This is a genomic window from Nitratireductor sp. (assembly GCF_017794765.1).
Taxonomy (GTDB): domain Bacteria; phylum Pseudomonadota; class Alphaproteobacteria; order Rhizobiales; family Rhizobiaceae; genus Nitratireductor.
In genome coordinates, this window is the sequence record NZ_CP051236.1 from 3,364,179 (window position 1) to 3,387,335 (window position 23,157).

25 protein-coding genes and 1 tRNA gene are annotated in these 23,157 nt (G+C 59.4%); 15 read left to right on the forward strand and 11 right to left on the reverse strand.

Going from position 1 to position 23,157, the window contains the following annotated elements; translation table 11 throughout:
* Positions 1-11 precede the first annotated feature (11 nt).
* The gene (locus HF949_RS15950) at positions 12-944 is read right to left on the reverse strand and encodes a LysR family transcriptional regulator (RefSeq protein ID WP_292896905.1); all 933 of its coding nucleotides are present in this window, start codon (positions 942-944) and stop codon (positions 12-14) included.
* Between the two features lie 102 nt (positions 945-1,046).
* Between HF949_RS15950 and HF949_RS15955 the strand changes: the two genes are divergently transcribed.
* On the forward strand, positions 1,047-2,057 hold the full coding sequence (locus HF949_RS15955; RefSeq protein ID WP_292896907.1) for a YeiH family protein: 1,011 nt from the start codon (positions 1,047-1,049) through the stop codon (positions 2,055-2,057).
* A 9-nt stretch (positions 2,058-2,066) separates the two neighbouring features.
* Here HF949_RS15955 and HF949_RS15960 read toward each other — a convergent pair whose 3' ends face one another.
* Positions 2,067-2,687: a thymidine kinase gene (locus HF949_RS15960; protein WP_292896909.1), complete on the reverse strand. Its 621-nt coding sequence runs from the start codon at positions 2,685-2,687 to the stop codon at positions 2,067-2,069.
* Positions 2,688-2,913: 226 nt separating this feature from the next.
* On the opposite strand from HF949_RS15960, the gene HF949_RS15965 reads away from it, so the two are divergent.
* The 6 genes from HF949_RS15965 to HF949_RS15990 all read left to right on the forward strand — a co-directional run bounded on the left by HF949_RS15965 (position 2,914) and on the right by HF949_RS15990 (position 8,543).
* The gene (locus HF949_RS15965) at positions 2,914-3,861 is read left to right on the forward strand and encodes a choline ABC transporter substrate-binding protein (RefSeq protein ID WP_292896911.1); all 948 of its coding nucleotides are present in this window, start codon (positions 2,914-2,916) and stop codon (positions 3,859-3,861) included.
* A gap of 133 nt (positions 3,862-3,994) precedes the next feature.
* Positions 3,995-4,849: a choline ABC transporter permease subunit gene (gene choW / locus HF949_RS15970; RefSeq protein WP_292896913.1), complete on the forward strand. Its 855-nt coding sequence runs from the start codon at positions 3,995-3,997 to the stop codon at positions 4,847-4,849.
* A complete protein-coding gene (gene choV, locus HF949_RS15975; RefSeq protein WP_292896915.1) occupies positions 4,846-6,033 on the forward strand; it encodes a choline ABC transporter ATP-binding protein in 1,188 nt (395 codons plus the stop codon). Before choW ends, choV begins: the two co-directional genes overlap by 4 nt.
* A gap of 94 nt (positions 6,034-6,127) precedes the next feature.
* A complete protein-coding gene (locus HF949_RS15980; protein WP_292896917.1) occupies positions 6,128-6,889 on the forward strand; it encodes a 3-hydroxyacyl-CoA dehydrogenase in 762 nt (253 codons plus the stop codon).
* A gap of 83 nt (positions 6,890-6,972) precedes the next feature.
* Entirely contained in the window at positions 6,973-7,743 is a 771-nt protein-coding gene (locus tag HF949_RS15985; RefSeq protein WP_292896919.1) for a HugZ family pyridoxamine 5'-phosphate oxidase, read from the forward strand.
* On the forward strand, positions 7,740-8,543 hold the full coding sequence (locus tag HF949_RS15990; protein ID WP_292896921.1) for a TrmH family RNA methyltransferase: 804 nt from the start codon (positions 7,740-7,742) through the stop codon (positions 8,541-8,543). The genes HF949_RS15985 and HF949_RS15990 overlap by 4 nt, the downstream gene beginning before the upstream one ends.
* A 2-nt stretch (positions 8,544-8,545) precedes the next feature.
* On the opposite strand, the gene HF949_RS15995 is transcribed toward HF949_RS15990, so the two are convergent.
* Both HF949_RS15995 and HF949_RS16000 read right to left on the reverse strand, forming a co-directional pair.
* Positions 8,546-9,784 (reverse strand): hypothetical protein, encoded by a 1,239-nt coding sequence (locus tag HF949_RS15995; protein ID WP_292896923.1) that lies wholly within the window; start codon positions 9,782-9,784, stop codon positions 8,546-8,548.
* Between the two features lie 159 nt (positions 9,785-9,943).
* On the reverse strand, positions 9,944-10,534 hold the full coding sequence (locus tag HF949_RS16000; RefSeq protein ID WP_292896925.1) for a DUF1134 domain-containing protein: 591 nt from the start codon (positions 10,532-10,534) through the stop codon (positions 9,944-9,946).
* A gap of 356 nt (positions 10,535-10,890) precedes the next feature.
* On the opposite strand from HF949_RS16000, the gene chpT reads away from it, so the two are divergent.
* A complete protein-coding gene (gene chpT / locus HF949_RS16005; protein WP_292896927.1) occupies positions 10,891-11,523 on the forward strand; it encodes a histidine phosphotransferase ChpT in 633 nt (210 codons plus the stop codon).
* Between the two features lie 102 nt (positions 11,524-11,625).
* Positions 11,626-11,994 (forward strand): response regulator, encoded by a 369-nt coding sequence (locus tag HF949_RS16010; protein ID WP_292896929.1) that lies wholly within the window; start codon positions 11,626-11,628, stop codon positions 11,992-11,994.
* Positions 11,995-12,088: 94 nt separating this feature from the next.
* Here HF949_RS16010 and ctrA read toward each other — a convergent pair whose 3' ends face one another.
* On the reverse strand, positions 12,089-12,784 hold the full coding sequence (ctrA, locus tag HF949_RS16015; RefSeq protein WP_223021304.1) for a response regulator transcription factor CtrA: 696 nt from the start codon (positions 12,782-12,784) through the stop codon (positions 12,089-12,091).
* Positions 12,785-13,227: 443 nt separating this feature from the next.
* Here ctrA and HF949_RS16020 point away from each other — a divergent pair, with 443 nt between their 5' ends.
* A complete protein-coding gene (locus HF949_RS16020; protein ID WP_292896931.1) occupies positions 13,228-13,602 on the forward strand; it encodes a flagellar export protein FliJ in 375 nt (124 codons plus the stop codon).
* Between the two features lie 278 nt (positions 13,603-13,880).
* Here HF949_RS16020 and sciP read toward each other — a convergent pair whose 3' ends face one another.
* Positions 13,881-14,156 carry a CtrA inhibitor SciP gene (sciP, locus tag HF949_RS16025; RefSeq protein ID WP_007009631.1) on the reverse strand — a complete coding sequence of 92 codons (276 nt, stop codon included), beginning with the start codon at positions 14,154-14,156 and terminating at the stop codon, positions 13,881-13,883.
* A 288-nt stretch (positions 14,157-14,444) separates the two neighbouring features.
* Here sciP and mnmA point away from each other — a divergent pair, with 288 nt between their 5' ends.
* Positions 14,445-15,626, forward strand: coding sequence for a tRNA 2-thiouridine(34) synthase MnmA (gene mnmA, locus HF949_RS16030; RefSeq protein WP_292896934.1), 1,182 nt, complete (start codon positions 14,445-14,447; stop codon positions 15,624-15,626).
* A 107-nt stretch (positions 15,627-15,733) separates the two neighbouring features.
* Here the strand turns inward: mnmA and HF949_RS16035 are convergent, their stop codons facing one another.
* Positions 15,734-16,687, reverse strand: coding sequence for a Gfo/Idh/MocA family protein (locus tag HF949_RS16035; protein WP_292896936.1), 954 nt, complete (start codon positions 16,685-16,687; stop codon positions 15,734-15,736).
* Between the two features lie 229 nt (positions 16,688-16,916).
* On the opposite strand from HF949_RS16035, the gene HF949_RS16040 reads away from it, so the two are divergent.
* Positions 16,917-16,993 (forward strand) — tRNA-Met (locus tag HF949_RS16040).
* A 113-nt stretch (positions 16,994-17,106) separates the two neighbouring features.
* Here HF949_RS16040 and HF949_RS16045 read toward each other — a convergent pair.
* The 3 genes from HF949_RS16045 to HF949_RS16055 are packed head-to-tail and all read right to left on the reverse strand — an operon-like array spanning position 17,107 to position 18,788.
* Positions 17,107-17,514: a DUF2177 family protein gene (locus tag HF949_RS16045; protein WP_292896938.1), complete on the reverse strand. Its 408-nt coding sequence runs from the start codon at positions 17,512-17,514 to the stop codon at positions 17,107-17,109.
* A gap of 33 nt (positions 17,515-17,547) precedes the next feature.
* Complete coding sequence (locus tag HF949_RS16050) at positions 17,548-18,222, reverse strand: ChrR family anti-sigma-E factor (RefSeq protein WP_292896940.1); 675 nt, start codon at positions 18,220-18,222, stop codon at positions 17,548-17,550.
* On the reverse strand, positions 18,219-18,788 hold the full coding sequence (locus HF949_RS16055; protein ID WP_292896942.1) for a sigma-70 family RNA polymerase sigma factor: 570 nt from the start codon (positions 18,786-18,788) through the stop codon (positions 18,219-18,221). The genes HF949_RS16050 and HF949_RS16055 overlap by 4 nt, the downstream gene beginning before the upstream one ends.
* Before the next feature lie 221 nt (positions 18,789-19,009).
* On the opposite strand from HF949_RS16055, the gene HF949_RS16060 reads away from it, so the two are divergent.
* The 3 genes from HF949_RS16060 to HF949_RS16070 are packed head-to-tail and all read left to right on the forward strand — an operon-like array spanning position 19,010 to position 22,360.
* The gene (locus HF949_RS16060; protein WP_292896944.1) at positions 19,010-20,359 is read left to right on the forward strand and encodes an NAD(P)/FAD-dependent oxidoreductase; all 1,350 of its coding nucleotides are present in this window, start codon (positions 19,010-19,012) and stop codon (positions 20,357-20,359) included.
* Positions 20,356-21,162, forward strand: a complete 807-nt coding sequence (locus tag HF949_RS16065) for a DUF1365 domain-containing protein (RefSeq protein ID WP_292896946.1) — start codon at positions 20,356-20,358, stop codon at positions 21,160-21,162. The genes HF949_RS16060 and HF949_RS16065 overlap by 4 nt, the downstream gene beginning before the upstream one ends.
* A complete protein-coding gene (locus HF949_RS16070) occupies positions 21,149-22,360 on the forward strand; it encodes an SAM-dependent methyltransferase (protein WP_292896948.1) in 1,212 nt (403 codons plus the stop codon). The genes HF949_RS16065 and HF949_RS16070 overlap by 14 nt, the downstream gene beginning before the upstream one ends.
* 18 nt (positions 22,361-22,378) lie before the next feature.
* Here HF949_RS16070 and HF949_RS16075 read toward each other — a convergent pair whose 3' ends face one another.
* Positions 22,379-23,146, reverse strand: coding sequence for an SDR family NAD(P)-dependent oxidoreductase (locus tag HF949_RS16075; protein ID WP_292896950.1), 768 nt, complete (start codon positions 23,144-23,146; stop codon positions 22,379-22,381).
* Positions 23,147-23,157: the final 11 nt, after the last annotated feature.

Consider the following 23,157-nt stretch of genomic DNA (forward strand, 5'->3'; position numbering starts at 1 on the left):
CTCCGCAAAGGTCAGGGTTGCGAAAATATATGTGGGTCCATTGACGATTGAAAGACGTTACCGGCCTCGACGCACAATTCCTCAAGCGCGGTGGCCGCGCCACTCTGCCTGCGCTCCCTGTGGCGAAGCAGACTGAAATCGCGTGCACCAAGATCAATGCTCGCGACTTTCAGCAGACCACGTTCCACCAGCGGGCCGGCAGCTGACATGGAAATGGCGGCGGCACAACCACTCTCCCGCACGGCGGAAAGCACCGCCTCATTGGAGGGAAACTCCATGACGAGATTGAGCCCGGCTGGGTCGACACCCATCTCGGTTAACGTGCTTTCGAAGGCGGCACGCGTGCCTGATCCCTCCTCCCGCATGATCCATGACGCTCCCGAGATGAGGTCTTGCGGCGTAAGAGGCGGGCCCTCGGCCCACGGATGCGTGGGTGCGACCACGACTGACATGACGTCCCGATCCACCCGGCGCACGGTGAGCGCCGGTTCATCCACCCTGCCCTCGACCAGTCCCACCTCGGCCACGCCTTCCAGCATTGCGTCTGCCACCATACGTGTGTTTCCCACTTTGAGCTTTACTGCGATGCCGGGATAGAGCTTGTGAAACCGCATGAGCACCGGCGGCAACCAGTAGCTGGCCACCGTCTGGCTCGCATGGACATTGAGCGTACCGCGCCGCAGCCCGCCAAGCTCTGAAAGCATGGTTTCGGCAGAGCGCACCCGCGCGAGCGTCGCCTGCGCCTCGCCAAGAAATACCTTGCCGACACGTGTCAGCTCGATGCGGCGGCCAACGCGGTGAAAAAGCTCGACACCATAATAGCTCTCAAGCGCCTTGATCGATGCACTGACGGCAGAGGGCGTGCGTCCGACAGCGGCGGCAGCCTGAGTCAGGTGTTCCCGCTCGGCGACGGCCACAAAGATCAGCAATTGTTCAAAAGTCATGGGATCATTCGATTTTCACGAATGAAACATGACATACTATTCGATAGAAGTCGATAAATCCTCATGCGACCAAGGATGCATTCATCGCATCAGGTCGCATTCATGTCCGCACTTCGCCACCCGCTTCAGCTTCTTCCCGGCGTTTTTCTCTCCCTCCTTGTCGCGGGGGTGGCGCTGGTGACTGCATGGGCGGAACAGGTGTATTTCGGCGAGGCATGGCTTGAAGGACTGGTTCTCGCCATTCTGTTCGGCGCCGCGGTAAGCTCCATCGCCCGGATCACCCCTGCCTTCCGCCCCGGCATCGATTTCTGTGCCAAGGCGGTGCTGGAGGTCGCAATCGTATTGCTCGGTGCCTCCATCAGTCTCGCAGCCCTTGGCGATGCGGGCCTCGGGCTGGTGGGCGGGATTGTGGGCGTGGTGGTTCTGTCGCTCGTTGCAGGCTACGCGATCAGCCGGGCGCTTGGACTTTCGCGCAGCCTTGCAACGCTGGTCGCATGCGGCAACTCCATCTGCGGAAATTCGGCGATTGCAGCCGCGGCGCCCGTGATCCGTGCCGAAGCATCAGAAGTGGCGGCCTCCCTCTCCTTCACCGCGTTCCTGAGCATTCTCGTCGTGCTGCTTCTGCCCGTCCTCTATACGGCCATCGGCATGAGCCCGGTCCAGTCGGGCGTCCTTGCCGGCCTCACGGTCTATGCGGTGCCGCAGGTGCTGGCCGCCGCCGCCCCTGCCGGCCCGATCGGCATTCAGGTGGGAACGCTGGTCAAACTGGTTCGTGTGCTCATGCTCGGCCCGGTGATCTTCCTTCTGGGCCTGACCCATGGGCGCATGGCAGGCGTCAGGCTTGGTTTCTTCGAGATGGTGCCATGGTTCATCATCGGCTTTCTCGCGATGATGGGACTGCGTTCGGCAAACCTCATCCCCGCCCCGGCGCTTCCCGTCATGCATGAGACATCCGGCTTTCTGACGATCATCGCCATGGCAGCGCTCGGCCTGACGGTGGACATCAGAAGCGTGATGAAGAGTGGTGGCCGTGTTATCGCAGCCGCCCTTCTGTCCCTGACCGTACTGGGTGTGGTCAGCTATGCGCTGATCCGCGTTCTGGATGTTGCCTGAACGAGAGCGCTACTCAGCAGCACTTCCAGCAAAGCCCACAAGGTCCTCCGCCTTCCAGCGGCCCATTTCCTCTTCCCAGTGTTTGCGGCAGAGCGAGACATACACATCCTTGCCGATGGCGACCTGTGCGCCCTTCTTTGCCACTTTACCATCAGCCCCGAGCCGAACCACCATGGTGGCCTTGCGCCCGCAGCGGCAGATCGTGCGCACCTCACGCAGTTCGTCGGCCAACGCCAGAAGCGCTTGCGATCCGGTGAAGAGATTGCCCTGAAAATCGGTTCGCAACCCGTAGCACATGACGGGAATGCCAAGCCTGTCTGCCACGCGGGCAAGCTGCCAGACCTGCTCTTCCTCCAGAAACTGCGCCTCGTCGACAAACACGCAGTGAACTGTCGTGTGGTCGTGATGTTCGGCGATGCGTGCAAAAAGGTCATCCCCGTCGCGGAACATTTCCGCGTCGCTGTCGAGGCCGATGCGCGATGAGATGTAGCCGCCATCGTCCTTGCGGTAATGGCCTGCGACGAACAGCATCGTGTTCATGCCGCGCTCGCGGTAATTGTAGGATGCCTGCAGGAGCATGGTCGACTTGCCCGCATTCATCGTCGCATAGTGGAAATAGAGCTTTGCCATCGCGCTACCTGCATCGTTCGCGCTCTTAAACACCACCAGAAGCCTTTAGAAAACGCCACATCGGCCTTCTTCCACCGGAATACCGTCGCAGACGGTGCCTTGTATGGCGCAAACAGACACCTCTTTGTGCTTGCAGCGACACTGAATTGGTGCTTGCCTTTGAAATAATAAGCAAAGCCGGATAAGACCCGCGCTTCATCGACATAACCGCAGAGGAGAGCCGTCAATGTTACCGAGCCGAAAATCGTCCCTGGTCCTTGCGCTCGCCGCAAGTCTCGCATCGGGCACCGCATGGGCCGCGGAGCCCGAAGCCTGCCAGTCCGTTACCTTCTCGGATGTCGGCTGGACCGACATCACCGCGACCACCGCCACCGCCTCGGTGGTGCTTGAGGGCCTTGGCTATGAGCCCGAAACACAGGTGCTTTCGGTGCCGGTGACCTATGCATCGCTCAAGAACAATGACGTGGATGTCTTCCTCGGCAACTGGATGCCGACCATGGAGGCCGACATCGCGCCTTACCGCGAGGATGGCACGGTTGAAACCGTGGTTACAAATCTGGAAGGCGCGAAATACACGCTGGCCGTTCCGCAATATACCTATGATGCGGGCCTCAAGAGCTTTGCCGATATCGCCAAATTTGCTGACGAACTGGACGGCAAGATCTACGGCATCGAGCCTGGCAATGATGGCAACCGCCTGATCCTCGACATGATCGAGAACGACACGTTCGGCCTGAAAGACTTCGAAGTGGTGGAAAGCTCGGAAGCCGGCATGCTCTCGCAGGTGCGCCGCGCTGTGGGATCGAAGGAGCACGTAGTGTTCCTCGGTTGGGAACCGCACCCGATGAACGCCAATATCGACATGGCCTATCTTGAAGGCGGTGACGATGTATTCGGCCCCAACTATGGCGGCGCGACGGTGCACACCAACACCCGCGCAGGCCTTTCCGAAGAATGTCCGAACCTCGGAAAACTCCTGAAGAACATGGTTTTCTCACTTCAGATGGAGAACGAGATCATGGGCAAGATCCTTGACGACGGTGCCGAGCCGCAAAAGGCCGCAGCAGAATGGCTCAAGGCCAATCCGGACGCACTCGGCCCATGGCTGGAAGGCGTGACCACGTTTGGAGGCGAGCCTGGCCTCGACGCCGTGAAGGCGCATCTGGGCATGTAAACATCATGACGAAGCGGGGTGCCCGGGCTGGCACTCCGCGACGTCTTTTTTCGGCCCGCAGGCCAAAAGATCGCCGCATAGTCGGCGAGCACACGCATAAGAAGAAATCCGAGAAAAGGAACTCCCCGGGCTCATGGACCCTCTTTCAGAATGGATTGCTGACTGGAAAATTCCCATCGGTCGGTGGGGCCGAGACTTCTTCGACTTTCTGACCACCAATTTTGCCTGGTTGTTCGACACGCTGGCAGACGTTCTGGCCGACGTGCTCGACGGCATGGTGGACATTCTGCTGGCCGTTCCTGCCATTGTTCTGGTGCTTGCCATTGCAGCACTCGCCTATCTGCTGCAACGCTCCTGGAAGCTTTCTGTCGCGGTAGCGCTCGGCCTTCTCTTCATCATCAATCAGGGTTTATGGGAAGAAACGGTCGAGACGCTTGTGCTCGTCGTGGCCGCGGCAGCCGTGTCCATGGCGATTGGCGTCCCCGTTGGCATCTGGGCAGCACACAATCCACGCGTCTACAAGGTTTTGCGCCCCATACTCGACCTGATGCAGACGCTACCCACCTTCGTTTATCTGATCCCGGTTCTCATCCTGTTCGGTCTCGGCGCTGCTCCCGGCCTGATCGTGACGGTCATCTTCGCTTCGCCCGCGCCAATTCGGCTCACCTATCTCGGCATAACCTCCGTTCCCCGGCCCATGATCGAGGCCGGGCACGCCTTCGGCGCCACCAAGCGCCAGCTTTTGTGGAAGGTGGAACTGCCGGCCGCCCTGCCCTCCATCATGGCCGGGCTCACCCAGTGCATCATGCTCTCGCTCTCCATGGTGGTGATTGCGGCACTGATCGGCGCCGACGGCCTCGGAAAACCGGTCGTCCGGGCGTTGAATTCGGTCAACATCCCGCTCGGGCTTGAAGCAGGCCTCGCTATCGTCGTTCTGGCCATCATTCTCGACCGTATCGCGCGCATTGAGCGGGGGAGCGACAAATGAACGTGGCCATCGACTTCAACAAGGTTGACATCCTCTTTGGCACGGAGCGGCAGAAGGCAGAGGCGCTTCCACTGGTGGATGCGGGCAGGAACCGCGAGGAAATCCTCGCTGAAACCGGCGCGGTGCTCGGCTGCGCCAACTGCGACCTGACCGTGGAACGCGGTGAGATTTCCGTATTGATGGGGCTTTCGGGCTCTGGAAAGTCGACGCTGCTGCGTGCAGTGAACCGGCTGAACATCGTGGCCCGCGGCAATGTCGTGGTCCACGATGGCGACTGGCAGGCCGATGTGGTGAACTGCTCGCAAGCCGAATTGCGCAAAATCCGCCGCGAATGCGTGGCGATGGTCTTTCAGCAATTCGCCCTTCTGCCCTGGCGCACGGTGGCGGAGAATGTGGGTTTCGGGCTGGAGCTTGCAGGCATATCGGCGAAAGAGCGCAAGGAGCGCGTGATGGCGCAGCTCGAGCTGGTGCATCTGACCGACTGGGCCGACAAATATGCCCATGAGCTTTCAGGCGGAATGCAGCAGCGTGTGGGCCTTGCCCGCGCCTTTGCCACTGAGGCGCCGATCCTGCTCATGGACGAGCCATTCTCCGCGCTCGATCCGCTCATCCGCACCAAGCTGCAGGACGAACTGCTTGAACTCCAGGAGCGCCTGAAAAAGACCATCCTGTTTGTGAGCCACGATCTTGAGGAAGCCCTCAAGATCGGCAACCGCATATCGATCATGGAAGGCGGACGCATCGTGCAGACCGGCACGCCGGAAGACATCGTTCTTGCACCCGAGAACGACTATGTGCGGGACTTCATTTCCAATGTGAACCCGCTCTCTGTGCTGACCGCCTGGAACGTGATGCGCGATGTTCGCGACCTTGAGGCGGCCGGCGAAGGCTGGCTGTGGCTCGACCGGCGCAAGACCACGCGGTTCAAGTTCGATGAAAACATGCTGGTCATCGATGCCGAGCGGAACGGCAAGCCCGCCATCTGGGTCTCCTGCGACAATATCGAGGACCTCCCCGAGGACAGGCCAAAGGTCTTCTGGGCAACAGCGGGCACACCGCTGCGCACGGTGATGCGCGCCATGCAGCAATCCCAGACGGCGCCGGTGGCGCTCTTCGACGAGGCCTCGCGTTTTGTCGGGGCGATTGGTATCCGCGACGTGCTGGGCGCCATCATTCGGCGCTGAGCATCTCCACACACAGCGGCATTGCACAGATGCCGCTTTTCGAGTTGCGCCTCCACCGCTACTGTCTCGATCACACATTGAGGGAGGCTGACACATGAATCCATCCGGTATGGTTGCGCTTGTTACGGGCGGCGGTTCGGGGCTTGGCGAAGCGACGGCGCGTGCACTGGCGGACAAAGGCGCAAAAATTGCCATTGCGGATGTCGGCATGGAGAGGGCCGAAGCGGTGGCCGCGGATATCGGCGGCATTGCCGTGCGCTGCGATGTCACCAGCGAAGCCGATGGTCTGGCGGCTCTGGAGGAAGCGACGGAAAAGCTCGGCACGCCGCGCATTCTCGTGAATTGCGCCGGCATTGTCACGGCTACCAAAACCGTCGGCCGGGATGGGCCCCACCCGCTCGATCTTTATCGCAAGGTCATCGAGATCAATCTTCTCGGAACGTTCAACATGATCCGGCTTTTTGCGGCCCAGGCACAGGATCTTGAACCGCTGGAGGGTGGAGAGCGCGGCGTGATCGTGAGCACCGCATCTGTTGCAGCCTTTGACGGGCAGATCGGTCAGGTGGCCTACTCCGCTTCCAAGGGCGGCGTGGTCGGCATGACGCTTCCCATCGCCCGCGATCTCTCACGGTCTGGCATCCGCGTATGCACGATTGCGCCCGGCATCTTCAAGACACCCATGATGGCGAGCCTGCCGGAAGAGGCGCAGGCTTCGCTTGGCCAGCAGGTGCCCTTCCCGCCGCGCCTCGGCGAGCCTTCCGAATATGCAGCGCTTGCCTGCCATATCGTCGAAAACCAGATGCTGAACGGCGAGACCATCCGCCTTGACGGCGCGATCCGCATGGCACCGAAATAGCCCGATGATGGAGAATCCCCATCCACAGCTTGCAGCCGAAAGCATGATCGGCGAAGGAGATGCTTCAACGGATTGAGGCATCGATGAGCGAAGGAAAATCAAAGGACGTCATTCTCGAAACGGATGCGGACGCCATTCGCCTTGCGAAGACGCTGTTGCGCGCTGCACGCTTTGGTGCGTTGGCAACGATCGATCCAGATGACGGCGCACCCTTCGCGACCCGCGTCGCGACCGCGACCGACCTCGACGGCGCGCCACTCATACTGGTCTCGGGCCTGTCTGCCCATACCAGGGGGCTGGAAGCCGATCCGCGCTGCTCGCTGCTGATAGGTGAGCCCGGCAAGGGCGACCCGCTGGCGCATCCGCGCCTTTCCATCAAAACTTCCGCCTCCAGGGTGGAACGCGAAAGCAAAGCGCACGAACACGTCAGACGTCGCTATCTGTCACGTCATCCCAAGGCAAAGCTGTATGTCGACTTTCCAGACTTCTCCATTTACCGGCTTGAACCGCAGCAGGCGCTTCTCAATGGTGGATTCGCCCGCGCCTACAGGCTTTTTCGGTCTGAACTCCTGACGAACAGCGCCGCTCTGGACAGTCTTGCAGGCTCCGAGGCCGGTGCCATCGCACACATGAACAAAGACCACGCGGACGCGTTGGAAAACTATGCCCGCCATTTTGCCAGGGCTCCCTCGGGAAAATGGCAACTGACCGGCATCGACCCGGACGGGATCGATCTGGCGCTTGGCGACGAAACGTGCCGCATTTTCTTCAAATCCCCGCTGAGCGACGCCTCCCAGATACGCCCCACTCTTGTGGCGATGGCAAAGGAAGCGCGCATGGGGATCGCCAGTTGAAACGGAAGCTCTTACCCATCGCAAGCGCCGAAGATCCTCGCATCGCTGCCTATCGCGATATTCGCGAACGCGATCTCGTGGGAAGGCAAGGCCGTTTCGTGGCCGAAGGACGCGTGGTGCTCAACGTGCTCTTCTCAACAGGCCGGTTCACAGCCGAGAGCGTGTTTCTGCGGGAAAACCGTGTGGCCGGGCTCGGCGACCTCATCGACCGCATTCCCGAAGACGTTCCGATCTATACAGCCAGCGCTGCTGTGATGGATGAGGTCGCCGGTTTCGAGATCCATCGGGGCATTCTGGCGATCGGTCGCAAGCGCGAAACGAGCGGCGAAGCGCTGCTCGATACGCTGCCCGACGCGGCGCTGGTGGTCGCACTATCGGGCATATCCAATCACGACAATATGGGCTCGATCTTCCGCAACGCCGCATCTTTCGGCGCTGCCGCCGTGCTGCTCACGAACGATTGCTGTGATCCGCTCTACCGCAAGGCTATCCGTGTCTCGGTAGGTGCCACGCTGAAAATCCCCTTCGCGCGTTTCAGCGATACAGCCACCCTTGCGGCAGCACTTGAGGATCAGGGCTACTCGATTCTAGCGCTGAGCCCACAAGGAAAGATCGACATCGCGGGGATAAAGCGCGACCCGCGCCACGCATTGCTTCTTGGCAGCGAAGGGCATGGACTTTCGGAAGAGGACATGAGGCGGTTTCCCACCGCACGCATTGCCATGGCCCCGGATTTCGACAGTCTCAACGTGGCTGCAGCCTCCGCCATTGCATTGCACCGGCTCTGGCGCCCGGCCTGAGACTAGGAAGCACGTTCGCGCAGAATGCGCACTCTTTCAGCAAGGCTCATTGGGCGACCGTCGCCTCCAGTCTCCGGAGACTGAAGCGCTTCGGCGATTGGTGAACTTTCCCCTTCGAGAGACGCTGTCAGACCGATCACTTCTGCCGCCAGGCTATGGATCTGCTCACGCAGGGCTTCATCTGCCGGTGCGTCATAAGCTGTCTTCGAAACCGAAGCCTTTCCGTTTTTCTTTTTCTCAGAAAGCTCGGCACGCAGTTTCTTGTTTTCCTGAAGCAACCTGGAAATCCGTGTCTTGAGTTTCTCCTGGTCACTTTCAGATATTTTTTGAGGGCCCGTCGTCTTTGCCCCACCCTCGGAAAGAAGTGTGCGAACTTGCAGGGACTTGTCTGCAAGTTCACGCGACAGGCGATCGCATTCGGCCTCCACCTCCTTCAACCGGCGAGCGGCCTGTTCAGACAGGCTGGCCTCGCTCACCGCGTTCATCTCCTTGCGGAGACGGGCAATCTCGGCTTCACGGCGTTCAAGCTTTTCTTCGTGCTCGTACAGCGCCCTCATCTGCGCCTCCAGCTTTTTCTGAAGGTCGGCATTGCGCTTCTCGGCTACTTTCAACCCGGCTTCAGCCTCTTTACGTCCGGTTTCGGCTTCACGCGCTGCGCGAATTGCATCCTTGCGATCACGACGAAGTTCGGCCAGATCATCCTCCACCTTACGCAATTCCGTCTCGCGGGCGACCATTTCGATCTGCCGGCTGCTCGCCAGCAAACGCTCTTCCTCGTAGCGGTCATTAAGCTCCGTCAACGCGGTACCGCGAACCTCAAGCTCGGAAAGTGCTTCCTCCAGCTTCGCTTCCAGCATGGAAATGACTTCGGCGTTCTCCGCCAGCGCCGTGCGCTGCTTCTCGGTTTCGTCTCGCAGTTCGGCAATTACCCTGTCCTGTGCGTCTCGAGCCTCGGCGAGCTGCCGGGCCTCGTCGCTCAGTCGGGAGATCTCGACAAGTTGTGAAGACGTCTTCCTGTTCAGGGACTCGATATTCATCTCGAGCCGGCGGGCGGCCATGGCGTGGCTGGCGCGCAGCCGATCTTTCTCCGCCTCAAGTTCATTGGCAGAAAGCGGCAGGCTGGCTTCTATACGCTTTGTCGTGAGCCGCACCGCCCTGCGCCATACAAGCGGGGCCAAAGCAAGAGCGAGAAACCCCGCAATAAAAAACCCCAGAAGAATAAGCAGTATCGTCGTGATCACCGCATGAAACCCATCTCGTCAAGGAAACCCTGCATGTGCAGTTGTCGCCTCATTGGGTCACGCAAAACGACCCGCACGTCAAGCTGATACACTCAGGAAGCCGTTGCAACCATCGGGGCAGCGCGCAATCAGTTGGCCCGCCGCCGTGATGAACCTGCCTCAGAAGGGATTCCATGTCGGCTGCGGGGTCATCTTCAGGTAACCCAGATTGATGCCAAGGCGTGCGCCCACCCCGGTACGGATCGGGACCAGGATCATATTGTCGTTGGTCAGCGCGTTGAAGCCAAGACCCGCCACCAGGTAAGCAGAGCCCGCAACGCCGCCGAAGCGCCGGTAAAGATCGTTCACGGAGTTGAGGTTGTAGACGAGGATCATGACGCGGGATCCCTGACCGCCATAGTCCCAGCCGATGGATGGTCCCTGCCAGAAGACCTTATGGTCACCGGCATTCTTGGTGTAAAGCATGCCTTCGCCGTAGGTCAGGCCTCCGATAAACGCCCCGGAGCCTTCCTCGCCAAGAACATATCCGTTCGGCAAGCCGTAATTGGAGAATATCTTCTCCACCACGGTTGCCAGACCACCTGTCGTGGCACCGAAAAATCCGTGTCCGGCGTCAACGATCTCCTGAGCCGTATAGCCATTATTGGCCCGTGCCGTATTGGTGGCCACGGAGATGGCGCCCAGGCCGACCGCGAAAACCACCAGACAGACCTGGATAAACCGCGTCCAATAAAAAAGCCGTGCAGGCATTGTTCATTCTCCATCCATGAGTGGCAGTCATAGACTGCCCACCGTTACCCCGCCTCGAGCCACGATTGCTTCAAAATAGGCCGTGAATCTTTTCCAACTGTTAACCTCAACCTGAAACATGGCCGGCGCATGGCCCTTCACCAGGACGTACGGCTGCGGCCTGCGCCATTTCAGGCCAAACTGTTGCCGGTTTTCGCGCGCCTGTGTAACCAGAAGCAGCGCGTTCCATGATCTGATTCGGTCGGAGACTGGGACCTGTTCGAAGTCGGAACCACAAGAGCAAAGACCGGCCGGCGCCGCGGCATCCACAGGCAGCGATGGTCCGATCGGCAACAACGTCTGGAGGACAGATGCCCATGTCCGAATTTTTCTCGCTGAGCGCAACCGATCTTGCCGCTCTTCTGTGCAGCCGCGTTTGCCACGACATCATTTCGCCGGTGGGTGCCATCAACAACGGCCTCGAACTGTTAGATGAGGGCGGCGCTGACGAAGATGCCATGGCCCTGATCCGCGCCAGCGCGGTCAATGCCTCGGCACGCCTGCAGTTTGCGCGCATCGCCTTTGGCGCCGCCGGTTCGGCGGGTATGCAGATCGACACAGGAGACGCACAGGCGGTAGCCACGGCCTTCATCGCCAACGAAAAGCCCGAACTCGAATGGAATGGTGCCCGCGCGCTCTTGCCCAAAAACCAGGTAAAGCTTTTGCTAAACCTGTTGCTCGTTGCCAATTCCGCTATTCCGCGCGGCGGCAAGCTGCGCGTTTATCTCGAAGAGCTCGAAACCTCCCCCGCTTTCAAGATCAAGGCCGAAGGCCCGATGCTGCGCGTACCACCGAAGTTTCTTGAGCTTCACTCAGGAAGCAAACCGGAAGAGCCCATCGATGCCCACAGCGTTCAGTTTTACTACACCCTGCTTCTGGCACGCGATACAGGCATGACGGTCAATATCCGCGCCACGGCCGATGAGATCATCCTGTCTGCAGGGAAATAGTCCGTTAACCATAAGTCTTTGCGGCAGCTTTACCAGCCTTGCTCCATACTCCTTCCTGCTTGCCTGACAGCGGCAACTGCATTGCACGAAAGGATGTGGAAAATGGCTCGCTGCCTGATCGTCGACGATTCCAGCGTCATCCGGAAGGTCGCCAAACGGATACTCGCCAGCGCGGAAATGATGGTCACCGAGGCCGCCAGTGGGCAGGAGGCCCTTGATCTGTCTGCCCATGACATGGCTGACATCATCATTATCGACAGCTCCCTGCCGGATATGGATTCAAGCGACCTCGTTCGCCGGTTGATGGTTCTGCCTGCAGAGTTCAAGCCGTATATTCTTCTGTGTCTTGCTGAGCTCGATCTCGGCGCGATCATGCGTGCGAAACGGGCTGGAGCGCAGGGCTATATGCTGAAACCCTTTACCCGCGCGCAATTGCTCGAGCAGTTCCGGGAGTTTCAGACAGCAGCGTAACGCCTGACTGGACAAAACAACACACCCAGACAACGCAAAAAACCCGGCCTCGCGGCCGGGTTTGCGCGTTCTTGAAGGGGAGGCGAAACGGGGGTCAGGCGCTTTCGCGAATTTCCTCGGGCTCGCGCAGCACGTAACCGCGACCCCAAACCGTCTCGATGAAATTCTGACCGCCGGACGCGGCATCCAGCTTCTTGCGAAGCTTGCAGATGAAGACGTCGATGATCTTCAATTCCGGTTCGTCCATTCCACCATAAAGATGGTTCAGGAACATTTCCTTGGTCAGCGTCGTACCCTTGCGGAGCGAAAGTAGCTCCAGCATCTGGTATTCCTTGCCCGTCAGGTGGACGCGCTGCCCAGCGACCTCGACCGTCTTGGCATCCAGGTTCACAATCAGATCACCGGTGGTGATAACCGACTGTGCGTGCCCCTTGGAGCGTCGCACGATGGCGTGAATACGCGCCACAAGCTCGTCCTTGTGGAACGGCTTCGTCATATAGTCGTCTGCGCCGAACCCGAGGCCACGCACCTTGTCCTCAATGCCGGCCATACCGGAGAGGATAAGGATGGGCGTCTTCACCTTCGAAAGGCGCAGTGTCCGCAGGACCTCGTAACCCGACATATCCGGCAGGTTGAGATCAAGCAGTATGATATCATAATCGTAGAGCTTACCGAGATCGACGCCCTCTTCTCCGAGGTCCGTCGTATAAACATTGAAGCTCTCGGATTTGAGCATCAATTCGATGCTCTGTGCCGTAGCACTGTCGTCTTCAATCAGCAAAACGCGCATCTTTATCCCCTTCTCGCCGCCGACCCGGCCTGGCAGGCATCCGGCACCGAAGCAATGATTGCCTGAATCGGAGGCTGCCAGTTAATGGTTAACAAAATCTAATTCGGTCTGGCAAGCACCAGATTCCCTTTTCAGCTTTTGAAGGCACTTCTTTGATTCCACTAGTGAAATATCCGCCTCTGAATAGAGCGAATCACATTAGCAATTCACGCTAACCGACTCTCTCAACAATCAAATTACGTCTTTCTCACGCACAATCTTTACCGTGCCTTAAGCCATCGTCCTTATGATTAACAATGCCCGTAAACGAATGGTTACCGAAGGGGCCGAATCTTAGGAATTTGTTTCCTAAGTGCGCTTACCCTGCGAGGACTGACCCGGCGTAAACGGGACGGACAGCCGCCGAGGGGCGCTGGTGTGTGCGTATTGTGGGAGTATCGAGTATGAAGCCGCGTGAAAACCTCGTTCGACTGAAGCAGTTTCAGGTTAATGAGAAGCGCCGCCGCATGGCACAGCTGGATTCGATGATTGCCGAGTTCGACCGCATGGCCGCGGAACTGGATGCGCAGATTACTTCTGAGGAAACGAAGGCCGGCATCACCGATCTCAATCACTTCGCCTACCCGACTTTTGCCAAGGCCGCGCGCCTGCGCCGCGACAACCTGCGCACCTCGCAGGCAGAACTCGTCGAACAGCGCAAATCCGCCGAGGCCGAACTTTCCGAGGCGGAAGCAGAACTGGCCAAGGCCGAAGCTCTGGAAAACCGCGACGGGCGCGGGCGACAGGACGCAGCAGCCTCCCGCGCGATGACCGGCTGACCTTCGTCCCCGCAGACACCATCTATCGCTGAATCACTTTCAACGGCAGGGTTCTCCCTGCCGTTTTGCGTTTCTACCTGTTGCGCTGGATAAACCCCGGACTGCCAGAGTCTGTTTAAATAGATCGCGGCGTCATGCAGCCTGGCAGAACGGAAATGCAGAACTGAATTCGACCTCGCGCCGGAAAAGAAAAGGGCCGACGCAGAACGCCGGCCCTTTTCGGGTTTGAACGGCAGTCGACGCATTTTCCCGTTTCGCGAAAATGCGTCGAAACCTGGTCAATGTCGATATTGCTGGATACGTGTTGTCCGCAGCCCCGCCAGGCCATGATCATCGATAGAAGCCTGCCACGAGAGGAATTCCTCCACCGTCAGACGATAGCGCTGACAGGCTTCCTCAAGACTCAAAAGCCCACCGCGCACTGCGGCCACCACTTCCGCCTTGCGACGGATTACCCACCTGCGCGTATTGCTCGGTGGCAGATCCGCAATTGTCAGCGGGCTGCCATCCGGGCCGATGACATATTTTACGCGCGGTCGAACCATTTCGGTCATAGTACTCTCTACCTGAACTCAAGACCCGTCACACAAGCTACTGCGCCGGCTTTAAAATTTGCCTAAACACATGGTAAGCATACGGTAACGGACATGAATCCCGCGTTAGGAATTTGTCGCCGATTTGTTTCAAATTGCGTCGACCCCAGTGGCAAAACTCCGGAAAACCGCGGCCTGGCTTCCATCGGCGACCGTTAACCTTCGGGCTGGCAGCATGCCGATCCTTGACCTATATTCGCCGCATTGGCATGTAATCGGCCACGCTCAGAGACAAAGAAGATCAAGCAAATGAACAGCCTCGACCTGCCCGGACGCCCGCAGGACTGCCGAATCGTGGTGGCGATGTCAGGCGGTGTGGACTCCTCCGTCGTTGCCGGCATCCTCGCCAAACAGGGCTATGACGTCGTTGGCGTCACGCTGCAGCTCTATGATCATGGCGAGGCCGCGCACCGCCCCGGCTCCTGTTGCGCCGGTCAGGACATTGACGACGCACGTCGTGTGGCCGAGACGCTGGGCATTCCTCACTATGTGCTGAATTACGAGCAGCGCTTTCGCGAGGCCGTGATCGACCCCTTCGCTCAAAGCTATGTCGCCGGTGAAACGCCGATCCCCTGCGTTTCGTGCAATCAGACCGTGAAATTCGCCGACCTTCTGGAAACGGCACGGGACCTTGGCGCCGACGCGCTCGCTACCGGGCACTATATCCGCAGCCGCGCGAATGGTGCCCACCGCGCGCTCACGCGGCCGGTGGATGCTGATCGCGACCAGAGCTATTTCCTTTTCGCCACCACTCAGGAGCAGATCGACTATCTGCGTTTCCCGCTGGGCGGACTCTCCAAGCCTGATGTGCGTGCCATCGCCGAAGAAATGGGCCTGAGCGTCGCCGCCAAGCAGGACAGCCAGGACATCTGCTTCGTACCACGCGGCAAATATTCGGACATTATCAGCAAGCTGAAGCCCGAGGCCGCGACGCCGGGTGAGATCGTGCATCTGGACGGGCGCAAACTCGGCCGCCACGACGGCGTGATGCATTACACCATCGGCCAGAGGCGCGGTATCGGCGTCGCCACGGGAGAACCGCTCTACGTCGTGCACCTGGATGCCGAGAATGCGCGTGTCATTGTTGGCCCGCGAGAGGCGCTGGAAACGCACAAGGTGTTCTTGCGGCAGGTGAACTGGCTCGGCGATGGTCCGCTCGACGAATTGCCCGCAGATGGGATGGAGGTCTTTGCCAAGGTTCGTTCGACGCGCCCGCCGCGCCCTGCCGTGCTGCATCACGCAGACGGCAAGACCTGGGTTGAACTCACCGAGGGCGAAGCCGGCGTCGCTCCCGGACAGGCCTGCGTGCTTTACTCCGATGACGGCAATGAGGCCCGCGTCTTTGGTGGTGGCTTCATTGAGCGTTCGGAGAGAGGGCAGGAAGCGGAAGCACAGCTCACGCGTCTGGCAGCAGCCGCACCCAGCGCGTAAAGGTCGCCCTGCTCACCCGCGGCAGTCTCAGCCTTCAAAGAGCGGGCGCTTTTGCTGGAAAATCGATGGTCAAGCGGCAGGAAACTCAGGCTGGCTGACCAGACGCGTCAGCCATGCATTACAGAACCGGCCGTCAGAATGCGCAGAACCTCAATGGCCTCTTCGCCCGTTGTGCGCGGCTCGCTTCTTGTTTCGATACAGTCGAGAAAATGCTGCAGCTCACGCGTCAGCGGCATCCCCTCTTCCACATCCACATAGGTTGGCTCATTGGTGGTGAACGCCCAATGGCCGCTGTCCTGCCAGACTGCATGGCGATAGACGGCGAGCTTGCGCCCCCATGGCTCCACATCATCGAACACCGCCATCGCCTTGTCGCCGACAACCGTCAGGCGGCGCTCACGATAGGGGTTGAGCCGCGAGGTGAAGAGGTGGCTGCGCAGACCGCCAGGAAAGCGCATGTGGAGATGCGCGAAATCGCTCAGGTGATCGAGGAGCGCCGCGCCCTCGCCGCGCACTTCTTCGGGAGCCGCTCCCGTCAGCGCCAGGATCATCGACAGATCGTGTGGGGCAAGATCCCACAGGGCGTCGTTCTCGGTGTGAAACTTGCCAAGCCCCAGCCGGTGGGAATGGATATAGCGGATCTCACCAAGGTCGCCCTGGTCGATCAGCGACTTCAGTTTCTCGAAAGCCGGATGAAAGCGCAGCACATGGCCAACCATGATGATGCGCCCTGTTTCACGCGCCACGGAAACCGAGCGCTCGGCATCCTCGACAGTCAGTGCTATGGGTTTTTCAACCAGAACATCCTTGCCCGAACGCATGGCACGGATGGCGTATTCGGCGTGAAACTGCGGCGGCAGAGCCAGCACGATCGCATCGATCTCGGCATGCTCGAAGAGTGCGTCGGGTGAGATCGCCACGCATTCATGTTCACTGGCAAAGCCTTCAGCCCGCGCCTCATTGGCATCAGACACGGCAGCCAGCACTCCCAGAGACTTAAGCGTGCGAATGTGGTTCGAGCCCCAATAGCCACATCCGAGTACGGCAATACGCGGTTTCATAAAATCCTTCGCCCAAGATTTTGGCGCAGAAAACACATACAGACGCGGCCCTCGCGACTCAACCCTGCCCGTGAAATCCCGCCGATTTCTTCAGGGAAATCGTAAGCCTGGACAAATTCCCCCAAGAAACGGTGAAGCCCGCTTGACACGACAGACACCGCCCCCTTATATCCGCGCGTCTTCGTGAGGCACCGAACCGGTTTTGAAACGGTTTCCCCGGCCTCCAGGCGGCGGAGTAGCTCAGTCGGTTAGAGCAGAGGAATCATAATCCTTGTGTCGGGGGTTCGAATCCCTCCTCCGCTACCAACGTTCCCCCCGAACCCGATCTAGGTGTGCTTTACGTCCAAGGCGGCCTACCGCTACCATCACTCACAAGCCCTTTCGGATAGACAACCGGTGTCCCGCTCCCTCGTGCAGGACTAGAGCCTTTCGGCAAGCCGAAGCGTCACCATGTAGCCGGCCCAGGCTGACGCGCCCGTCAGTGCAGTCCCCCACGCCATATCGACGATGGTTACCGCCACGGACCAGTTTTTCACCGTTGCCAGATTGGTCATGTCATAGGTTCCGTAGGCGATCAGACCAAGAAGCGCACCGGCGATAAGAGCACTGGTTGCCGTGCCGTTGCCAAGGGCGGGGGCGACGGCGAAGTAGACGATGCCCGCCACGTATACGCAGTAGAAAAGCCCGGCGGCGGCAAGGTTTGGCTGATCAAGAAGCAAGTGCCCCATCCGATCGCGGTAGAAGCCCGTAGCCACACGCGACAGCCAGACATAATCCAGCCCGAAGAAGACCATGGCCGTGGCGAGATATGCGATGATGTAGGTCATTGAATGCTCCGATACCTGGAAAGTCGCGCGCGATCAGATTCCGAGGATCGGCTGAACGGCGCGCACCAGCCAGCTGCGAAATTTCAAGGGGGCGTCTGTGACGGCAAGGCAAATGCAATCCTCGCCTTCCGTCGCCACCGGCTGATGCTGCAGAGCCTCGTCCGCCTCTTCCAGATCGCCCCGTGCGAATAACGCGTCGCCGTCGTAAAAACTGCCGGAAAGAACGAGCGTTAACTCCCGCCCCCGATGCCCGTGCTCCGGCACCGGCTTGCCCGCTGGAATGCGCAGCAAGCGGACCCTTGTGCTTTTGTCCTCCACCGCAATGGGCAGGTGGTAGGCCCCGCGACCGAGCGGTCGCCATTTCACCGAATCCACGTCACCCCCCACATAAGAACGCAAAGGTTCCGGCAGGACGATAGAGAGGGCGCTCTCCGGATTGCGGCTTGACGGGGGTGTCTCGCCTTGCGCCTTTGCGCTCTCCAGCCGCTGTTTGAGGGCCTTCCAGCTGCGATCCTCATCGGGCAGCGAAGATTGAGGCGCAAGGTCGCTTACCAAAGCTCCACCCGCCATTTCCATCAGCGCAAGGCGGCGCCTGCTCTGTGGACACAAAGCAAGATGGGTGGCAATCGCGATGCGCCAGCCTTCCGAAAGCACGCCGGTGGCATAGTCGAGAAGAAGCTCATCGCTTACCTGATGCTGAATGGTCATGGCCGGTCTCCCAGCGCCGCGCGCAATTTTGAAAAGGCAAGCCGAATGCGCGATTTCACCGTGCCCAGCGGCAGCCCGAGACGTTCCGCGATCTCGCTATGCGAAACCTCCTCGAAGAAGGCCAGTTTCAGAAGGTCGTGCTGCTCGGGAGGAAGGCCGGTCAAGGCGATATGCAGACGTTGTTCTTCGTCTTGTGTTTCGACCGCATCATCGGCTGCAGGCTCTGCTTCCGGCACAAATGCGGGATCGTTGGGATCGAAGTCCGGTTGCCGGCTGCGGCGGTAGCTATCGATGCGCAAGTTGCGGGCGATGGTGAATATCCAGGCACTGGGTGAGCCTTTTGCCGCGTCGAACTGCGCGGCCTTGCGCCAGATCGTTACCATTGTTTCCTGCATCAGTTCTTCCGAGACCTGCGGGTCGCGCACACGCTGCAACATGAAGGCGCGCACCCGAGGTGCGTAGGCACGAAAGATCTGTTCGAAGGCTTCCATATCGCCGCTCGCGCCAACGCGGACGATCAAACGTGCAACATCGTCTTGAGGCGCTGGTCTGGAGATATCTTTCATCAAGCCCCGCAACACCGCTGTGTGATGCCGTGTGGCATGCACGACACCAAACGCTGGAAGCGCCTGTCTGGCAGGCAATGTCGGGCATAGATCGAGATTCATACCCTGAGTTACGACAGTTAGAGCATTCCGGATCACAACAAGCAAAATTTTTTGATGCAGGGAGATCCAAATGGGCTCCGTGTCCGTAGACCTTCATAACATTCATGGAGGGCTTCCCGTTGCTGACAAAAAAACACAGGCCGACTGACAGTCGCGTGGCGGTTATCGGCAGCGGCATTTCCGGGCTTTCGGCTGCCTGGCTCATTTCCCGCTCTCGCCAGGTCACCCTTTATGAAGCGGACGCGCGACCAGGCGGACACGCGAATTCGGTAGATGTAATCACCCCGCGGGGGCCCACGGCGGTCGATACGGGGTTCATCGTCTACAATGACCGCAATTATCCTGAGCTCGTCTCCCTTTTTGAGCATCTTGGCGTTTCCTCCCAGCCCTCAGACATGTCCTTTGCGGCGTCGCTGGATGGCGGCCGGTTCGAATACTCCGGATCCGGGCTCAAAGGGTTGCTTGGTCAGAAAGCAAATGTCCTGCGTCCGGTCTTCTGGCGGATGATCGCCGACATAATCCACTTCTACCGGACGGCCCCATCCATTCTGATCGAACGCGGCAATACGGACGAAACGCTCGGCTCATTTCTTGTACGCGCGGGTTATAGCGACAGCTTCATCAACAACCACCTTCTTCCCATGGGCGCAGCGATCTGGTCGACCACGGCCGCGCAGATGCGTGATTACCCACTCCGCGCCTTTATCGGATTTTTCGAGCGACACGGGCTTCTGACACTCACCAACCGGCCGCAATGGCGCACCGTCACGGGCGGCAGCCGCACTTATGTCGAGCGGCTCCTGAAGAATTTTGAAGGAGAAGTGCGCCTTGCCTCCCCCGTGACAAATGTACGACGCCGGGATCACGGGGTAGAGGTAACCGACGCAACTGGGCATACTGACACATTTGACGACATCGTGATTGCCACTCACGCGGATCAGGCGCTTCGCATGCTCGAAGACCCAAGTGAGGATGAATACCAGCTCCTTGGTGAATTCGCTTACACGCCCAATGAGGCAGTGCTGCACCGGCACACTGGACTTATGCCGAAGCGTCGCAGCGTCTGGTCGAGTTGGAATTACATCGAGGCGGCGCGCCAGCCCGGAGAACGACAGCTCTGTGTCACCTACTGGATGAACCGCTTGCAGAATCTCGATCCGGTCCATCCGCTCTTCGTGACGCTTAACCCAGTCTATGCGGTTCCCGAGCAAGATCAGATTGCCGCCTTTTCCTACACACACCCCCTCTTCGATACGAAAGCGCTCACGGCACAGAAGCAGCTTTGGCGGCTTCAGGGCGTCCGCGGAACCTGGTTCTGCGGTGCCTATTTCGGCAGCGGGTTTCATGAAGACGGCATCCGCTCGGGCCTTAGCGCGGCAGAACAACTGGCCGGCGTTTCTCCGCCCTGGAGAGGCAATCGGCAAGACCAGCCGCTGCCGGTCAGTCAGGACGTTGTCGCGGCAGAATGAGCTGGGTTTCCACCATATATTCCGGAAAGGTCGTCCACCGGCGTCACCGGCCCACGGCACACCATTTGAGCTACCGGGTGTTCGCCCTCTATCTCGATCTCGATGAATTGCCTTGTCTGTCGGAACGCTTGCGGCTGTTCAGCTATAATCGTGCCGGGGTGTTCTCCTTCCACGACACGGATCACGGCAATGGCGTTCCGGGCGGGTTGCGCCACTGGGTCGATGCGCAGATTGAAAAGGCCGGCCTCGATGCCAGGACAATGCGGGTGGGCCTGCTGTGCTATCCAAGGATGTTTGGGTACGTCTTCAATCCTCTGTCCGTGTATTTCTGCAGGGATGAAGAAGGCAATGTGCGTCTCATACTGTACGAGGTGTGCAACACCTTCGGCGAACGGCACACCTATGTGATTCCCGTGGAGAATATGGCTCCGAAGGGCATTCGCCATGCCTGCGACAAGGCACTTTACGTGTCACCCTTCCTGTCAATGAAGTGCCGGTACAACTTCCGCATCCTGCCCCCCACGGAGGATGTGTTGGTCGCAATCAACGAGACAGAGGAAGACGCACCGGTGCTGCACGCCTCCTTTGCAGGACAACGTCGGGACTTGACTGACCGGGCGTTGCTGGGACTCCTTTTAAGCCATCCACTGATGACACTTAAAATCACCGGTGCAATCCATCTCGAGGCGGCACGCCTCTGGCTGAAAAAGATCCCCTTCCACAGGCACACGCCTTCCCCACACCGGGTCACGCAGACCCTGGTCAAACCCGATCAAAAGGCAGATCCTCATGAGTCATATTGAACATGCCTCCAGGCTAAACGCCCAGTCATCGAGCCCCCTGTGGCAGCGCATAGTCTGTCGCTGGGCGGATGCCATCGATTACGGTCAGATCACTCTGCGTTTCCCCGACGGCGGGCGTCACACAGCCGCCGGGACACAGCCAGGCCCAGCCGCCGTGCTTCGCTTCAAGAACGGACGGGCTTTTATGCAGATCCTGACAGGAGGCAGCAACGGTTTTGCACGGGCCTTTCTCGACGGCCACGTCGAAACGCCCGACCTGGACGCCGTCCTCGAATTGGCTCTGGCTAACGAAACACGCTGGCGTGCCGTGTTGGAGAGTTCCTCTCTGATGTCCAAGCTGGACGTGCTGAGGCATCGCCTTCGTCGCAACTCGCGCGCGGGGAGCAGGCGCAACATCGCCTTCCATTACGATCTCGGCAACGAATTCTACAGCCACTGGCTCGACAGGAGCATGACCTATTCGTCAGCGGTCTTCAGCTCGCAAACACAGAGCCTGGAGGACGCCCAGGCTGCCAAATACGATCGCATCATCGATCGCCTGAAGATCGGGCCCGACGATCATGTTCTCGAGATCGGCTGCGGCTGGGGAGGCTTCGCTGAACATGCAATTCGCAAGACGGGTTGCCGTGTGACCGGACTGACACTGTCGCGCGAGCAGGCCAATTTTACCCGGGAAAGGCTTGCGCAAGCTGGATTGTCCGACAGGTCCGAAACCCGTCTGCAAGACTATCGCGATTGCCGCGGCACCTTCTCCAAGATTGTCTCCATCGAAATGTTTGAAGCCGTCGGCGAGGAGAACTGGCCTCTCTATTTCGATCGGATCCGCGCCCTCCTGGCACCGGGTGCGCGTGCTCTTATCCAGGTGATCACGGTGGATGAAAGCCGCTTTGAGATCTATCGACGGAAGGCGGATTTCATCCAGACCTATATTTTTCCCGGTGGCATGCTCCCGTCCCAACGCGCCTTCGAAGATGCCGCTTTCAACGCCGGCCTCACACTCGCTGACCGATATTGTTTCGGGAAGGATTACGCCCGTACATTGACCGAATGGGAAGCGCGCTTCGCACGAGGGTGGGAGGCCATTTCGTCACTCGGATTCGACGAGCGCTTTCGCCGCATGTGGCTTTACTATCTAGCCTATTGCCGGGCAGGCTTCCGCAACGGCCGTATCGATGTGGTTCAATACGAGCTTGCATAACCTGCCACAGTGAGAGGATCAGTCTCCAGCGCGCACAAGCTTGCGGGTAATCATAAAGCGCAGAGCCGCTGGCAGGGCGTGCAACAATTTGATTGCTATCTTCATTTTCCAGGGGAATATGATCTCGTACCGTCCGGATTCGAGCCCTTTTTCGATCGTGTCTGCGGCCTCCTCCGCCGAGATCAGGAATGGCATCGGAAAATCATTGCGCGCCGTCAGCGGCGTATCGACGAAACCGGGATTGATGACGCTCAGCGAAACGTTCCTGCGCTCGGCCTCCGGCTTCATTGCCTCACACAGATTGTTGAGCGCCGCCTTGGTCGCGCCATAGGTTGCGCCACCGGGCAGACCATTGTAGCCCGCCACTGAAGCCATGATGGCGATCTTGCCCCGCCCGCGCTGCATCATCGTTTTCAATAGCGGGTCAAGCGCATTCAAGGTGCCTTGCAGATTGACTGAAATCATCGCCTGCGCGGTTTCTGCCCTGAAGTCGAAAGCACCGTCGCGCTTGTAGGTGCCTGCTGCCAGAACAGCCATGTCGAGCGGTCCGAGGTCATGCTCGATCCGCCCGTGGACGCGCCTGGTCAACGTCATATCGGTAACATCAAGCGGATAAGGGTAGATGCGCCCCGCCTGCTCGGCTGCCAGTTCTTCCAGCGCTTCCACACTTCTGGCACTGGCCGCCACCTGCCATCCGCTGCGCGCCAGGCGCAACGCCAGCGCGCGCCCGATACCAGAACTTGCACCTGTGATCCACACGATACCTTTTGCGGTGTTGCCTGTCATGACGCTCAAAC

Excerpts from the sequence above, each read along its gene's own strand:
- HF949_RS15950 (WP_292896905.1), bottom strand. The coding sequence starts at position 944 with ATGACTTTTGAACAATTGCTGATCTTTGTGGCCGTCGCCGAGCGGGAA.
- HF949_RS16045 (WP_292896938.1), bottom strand. The coding sequence starts at position 17,514 with ATGACCTACATCATCGCATATCTCGCCACGGCCATGGTCTTCTTCGGG.
- HF949_RS15965 (WP_292896911.1), top strand. The coding sequence starts at position 2,914 with ATGTTACCGAGCCGAAAATCGTCCCTGGTCCTTGCGCTCGCCGCAAGT.
- HF949_RS16000 (WP_292896925.1), bottom strand. The coding sequence starts at position 10,534 with ATGCCTGCACGGCTTTTTTATTGGACGCGGTTTATCCAGGTCTGTCTG.
- HF949_RS16020 (WP_292896931.1), top strand. The coding sequence starts at position 13,228 with ATGAAGCCGCGTGAAAACCTCGTTCGACTGAAGCAGTTTCAGGTTAAT.
- chpT (WP_292896927.1), top strand. The coding sequence starts at position 10,891 with ATGTCCGAATTTTTCTCGCTGAGCGCAACCGATCTTGCCGCTCTTCTG.
- HF949_RS16055 (WP_292896942.1), bottom strand. The coding sequence starts at position 18,788 with ATGAAAGATATCTCCAGACCAGCGCCTCAAGACGATGTTGCACGTTTG.
- HF949_RS16010 (WP_292896929.1), top strand. The coding sequence starts at position 11,626 with ATGGCTCGCTGCCTGATCGTCGACGATTCCAGCGTCATCCGGAAGGTC.
- HF949_RS15955 (WP_292896907.1), top strand. The coding sequence starts at position 1,047 with ATGTCCGCACTTCGCCACCCGCTTCAGCTTCTTCCCGGCGTTTTTCTC.
- HF949_RS15960 (WP_292896909.1), bottom strand. The coding sequence starts at position 2,687 with ATGGCAAAGCTCTATTTCCACTATGCGACGATGAATGCGGGCAAGTCG.
- HF949_RS16035 (WP_292896936.1), bottom strand. The coding sequence starts at position 16,687 with ATGAAACCGCGTATTGCCGTACTCGGATGTGGCTATTGGGGCTCGAAC.
- ctrA (WP_223021304.1), bottom strand. The coding sequence starts at position 12,784 with ATGCGCGTTTTGCTGATTGAAGACGACAGTGCTACGGCACAGAGCATC.
- choW (WP_292896913.1), top strand. The coding sequence starts at position 3,995 with ATGGACCCTCTTTCAGAATGGATTGCTGACTGGAAAATTCCCATCGGT.
- HF949_RS16065 (WP_292896946.1), top strand. The coding sequence starts at position 20,356 with ATGAGCTGGGTTTCCACCATATATTCCGGAAAGGTCGTCCACCGGCGT.
- HF949_RS16050 (WP_292896940.1), bottom strand. The coding sequence starts at position 18,222 with ATGACCATTCAGCATCAGGTAAGCGATGAGCTTCTTCTCGACTATGCC.
- HF949_RS16075 (WP_292896950.1), bottom strand. The coding sequence starts at position 23,146 with ATGACAGGCAACACCGCAAAAGGTATCGTGTGGATCACAGGTGCAAGT.
- HF949_RS15980 (WP_292896917.1), top strand. The coding sequence starts at position 6,128 with ATGAATCCATCCGGTATGGTTGCGCTTGTTACGGGCGGCGGTTCGGGG.
- sciP (WP_007009631.1), bottom strand. The coding sequence starts at position 14,156 with ATGACCGAAATGGTTCGACCGCGCGTAAAATATGTCATCGGCCCGGAT.
- choV (WP_292896915.1), top strand. The coding sequence starts at position 4,846 with ATGAACGTGGCCATCGACTTCAACAAGGTTGACATCCTCTTTGGCACG.
- HF949_RS15985 (WP_292896919.1), top strand. The coding sequence starts at position 6,973 with ATGAGCGAAGGAAAATCAAAGGACGTCATTCTCGAAACGGATGCGGAC.
- mnmA (WP_292896934.1), top strand. The coding sequence starts at position 14,445 with ATGAACAGCCTCGACCTGCCCGGACGCCCGCAGGACTGCCGAATCGTG.
- HF949_RS16070 (WP_292896948.1), top strand. The coding sequence starts at position 21,149 with ATGAGTCATATTGAACATGCCTCCAGGCTAAACGCCCAGTCATCGAGC.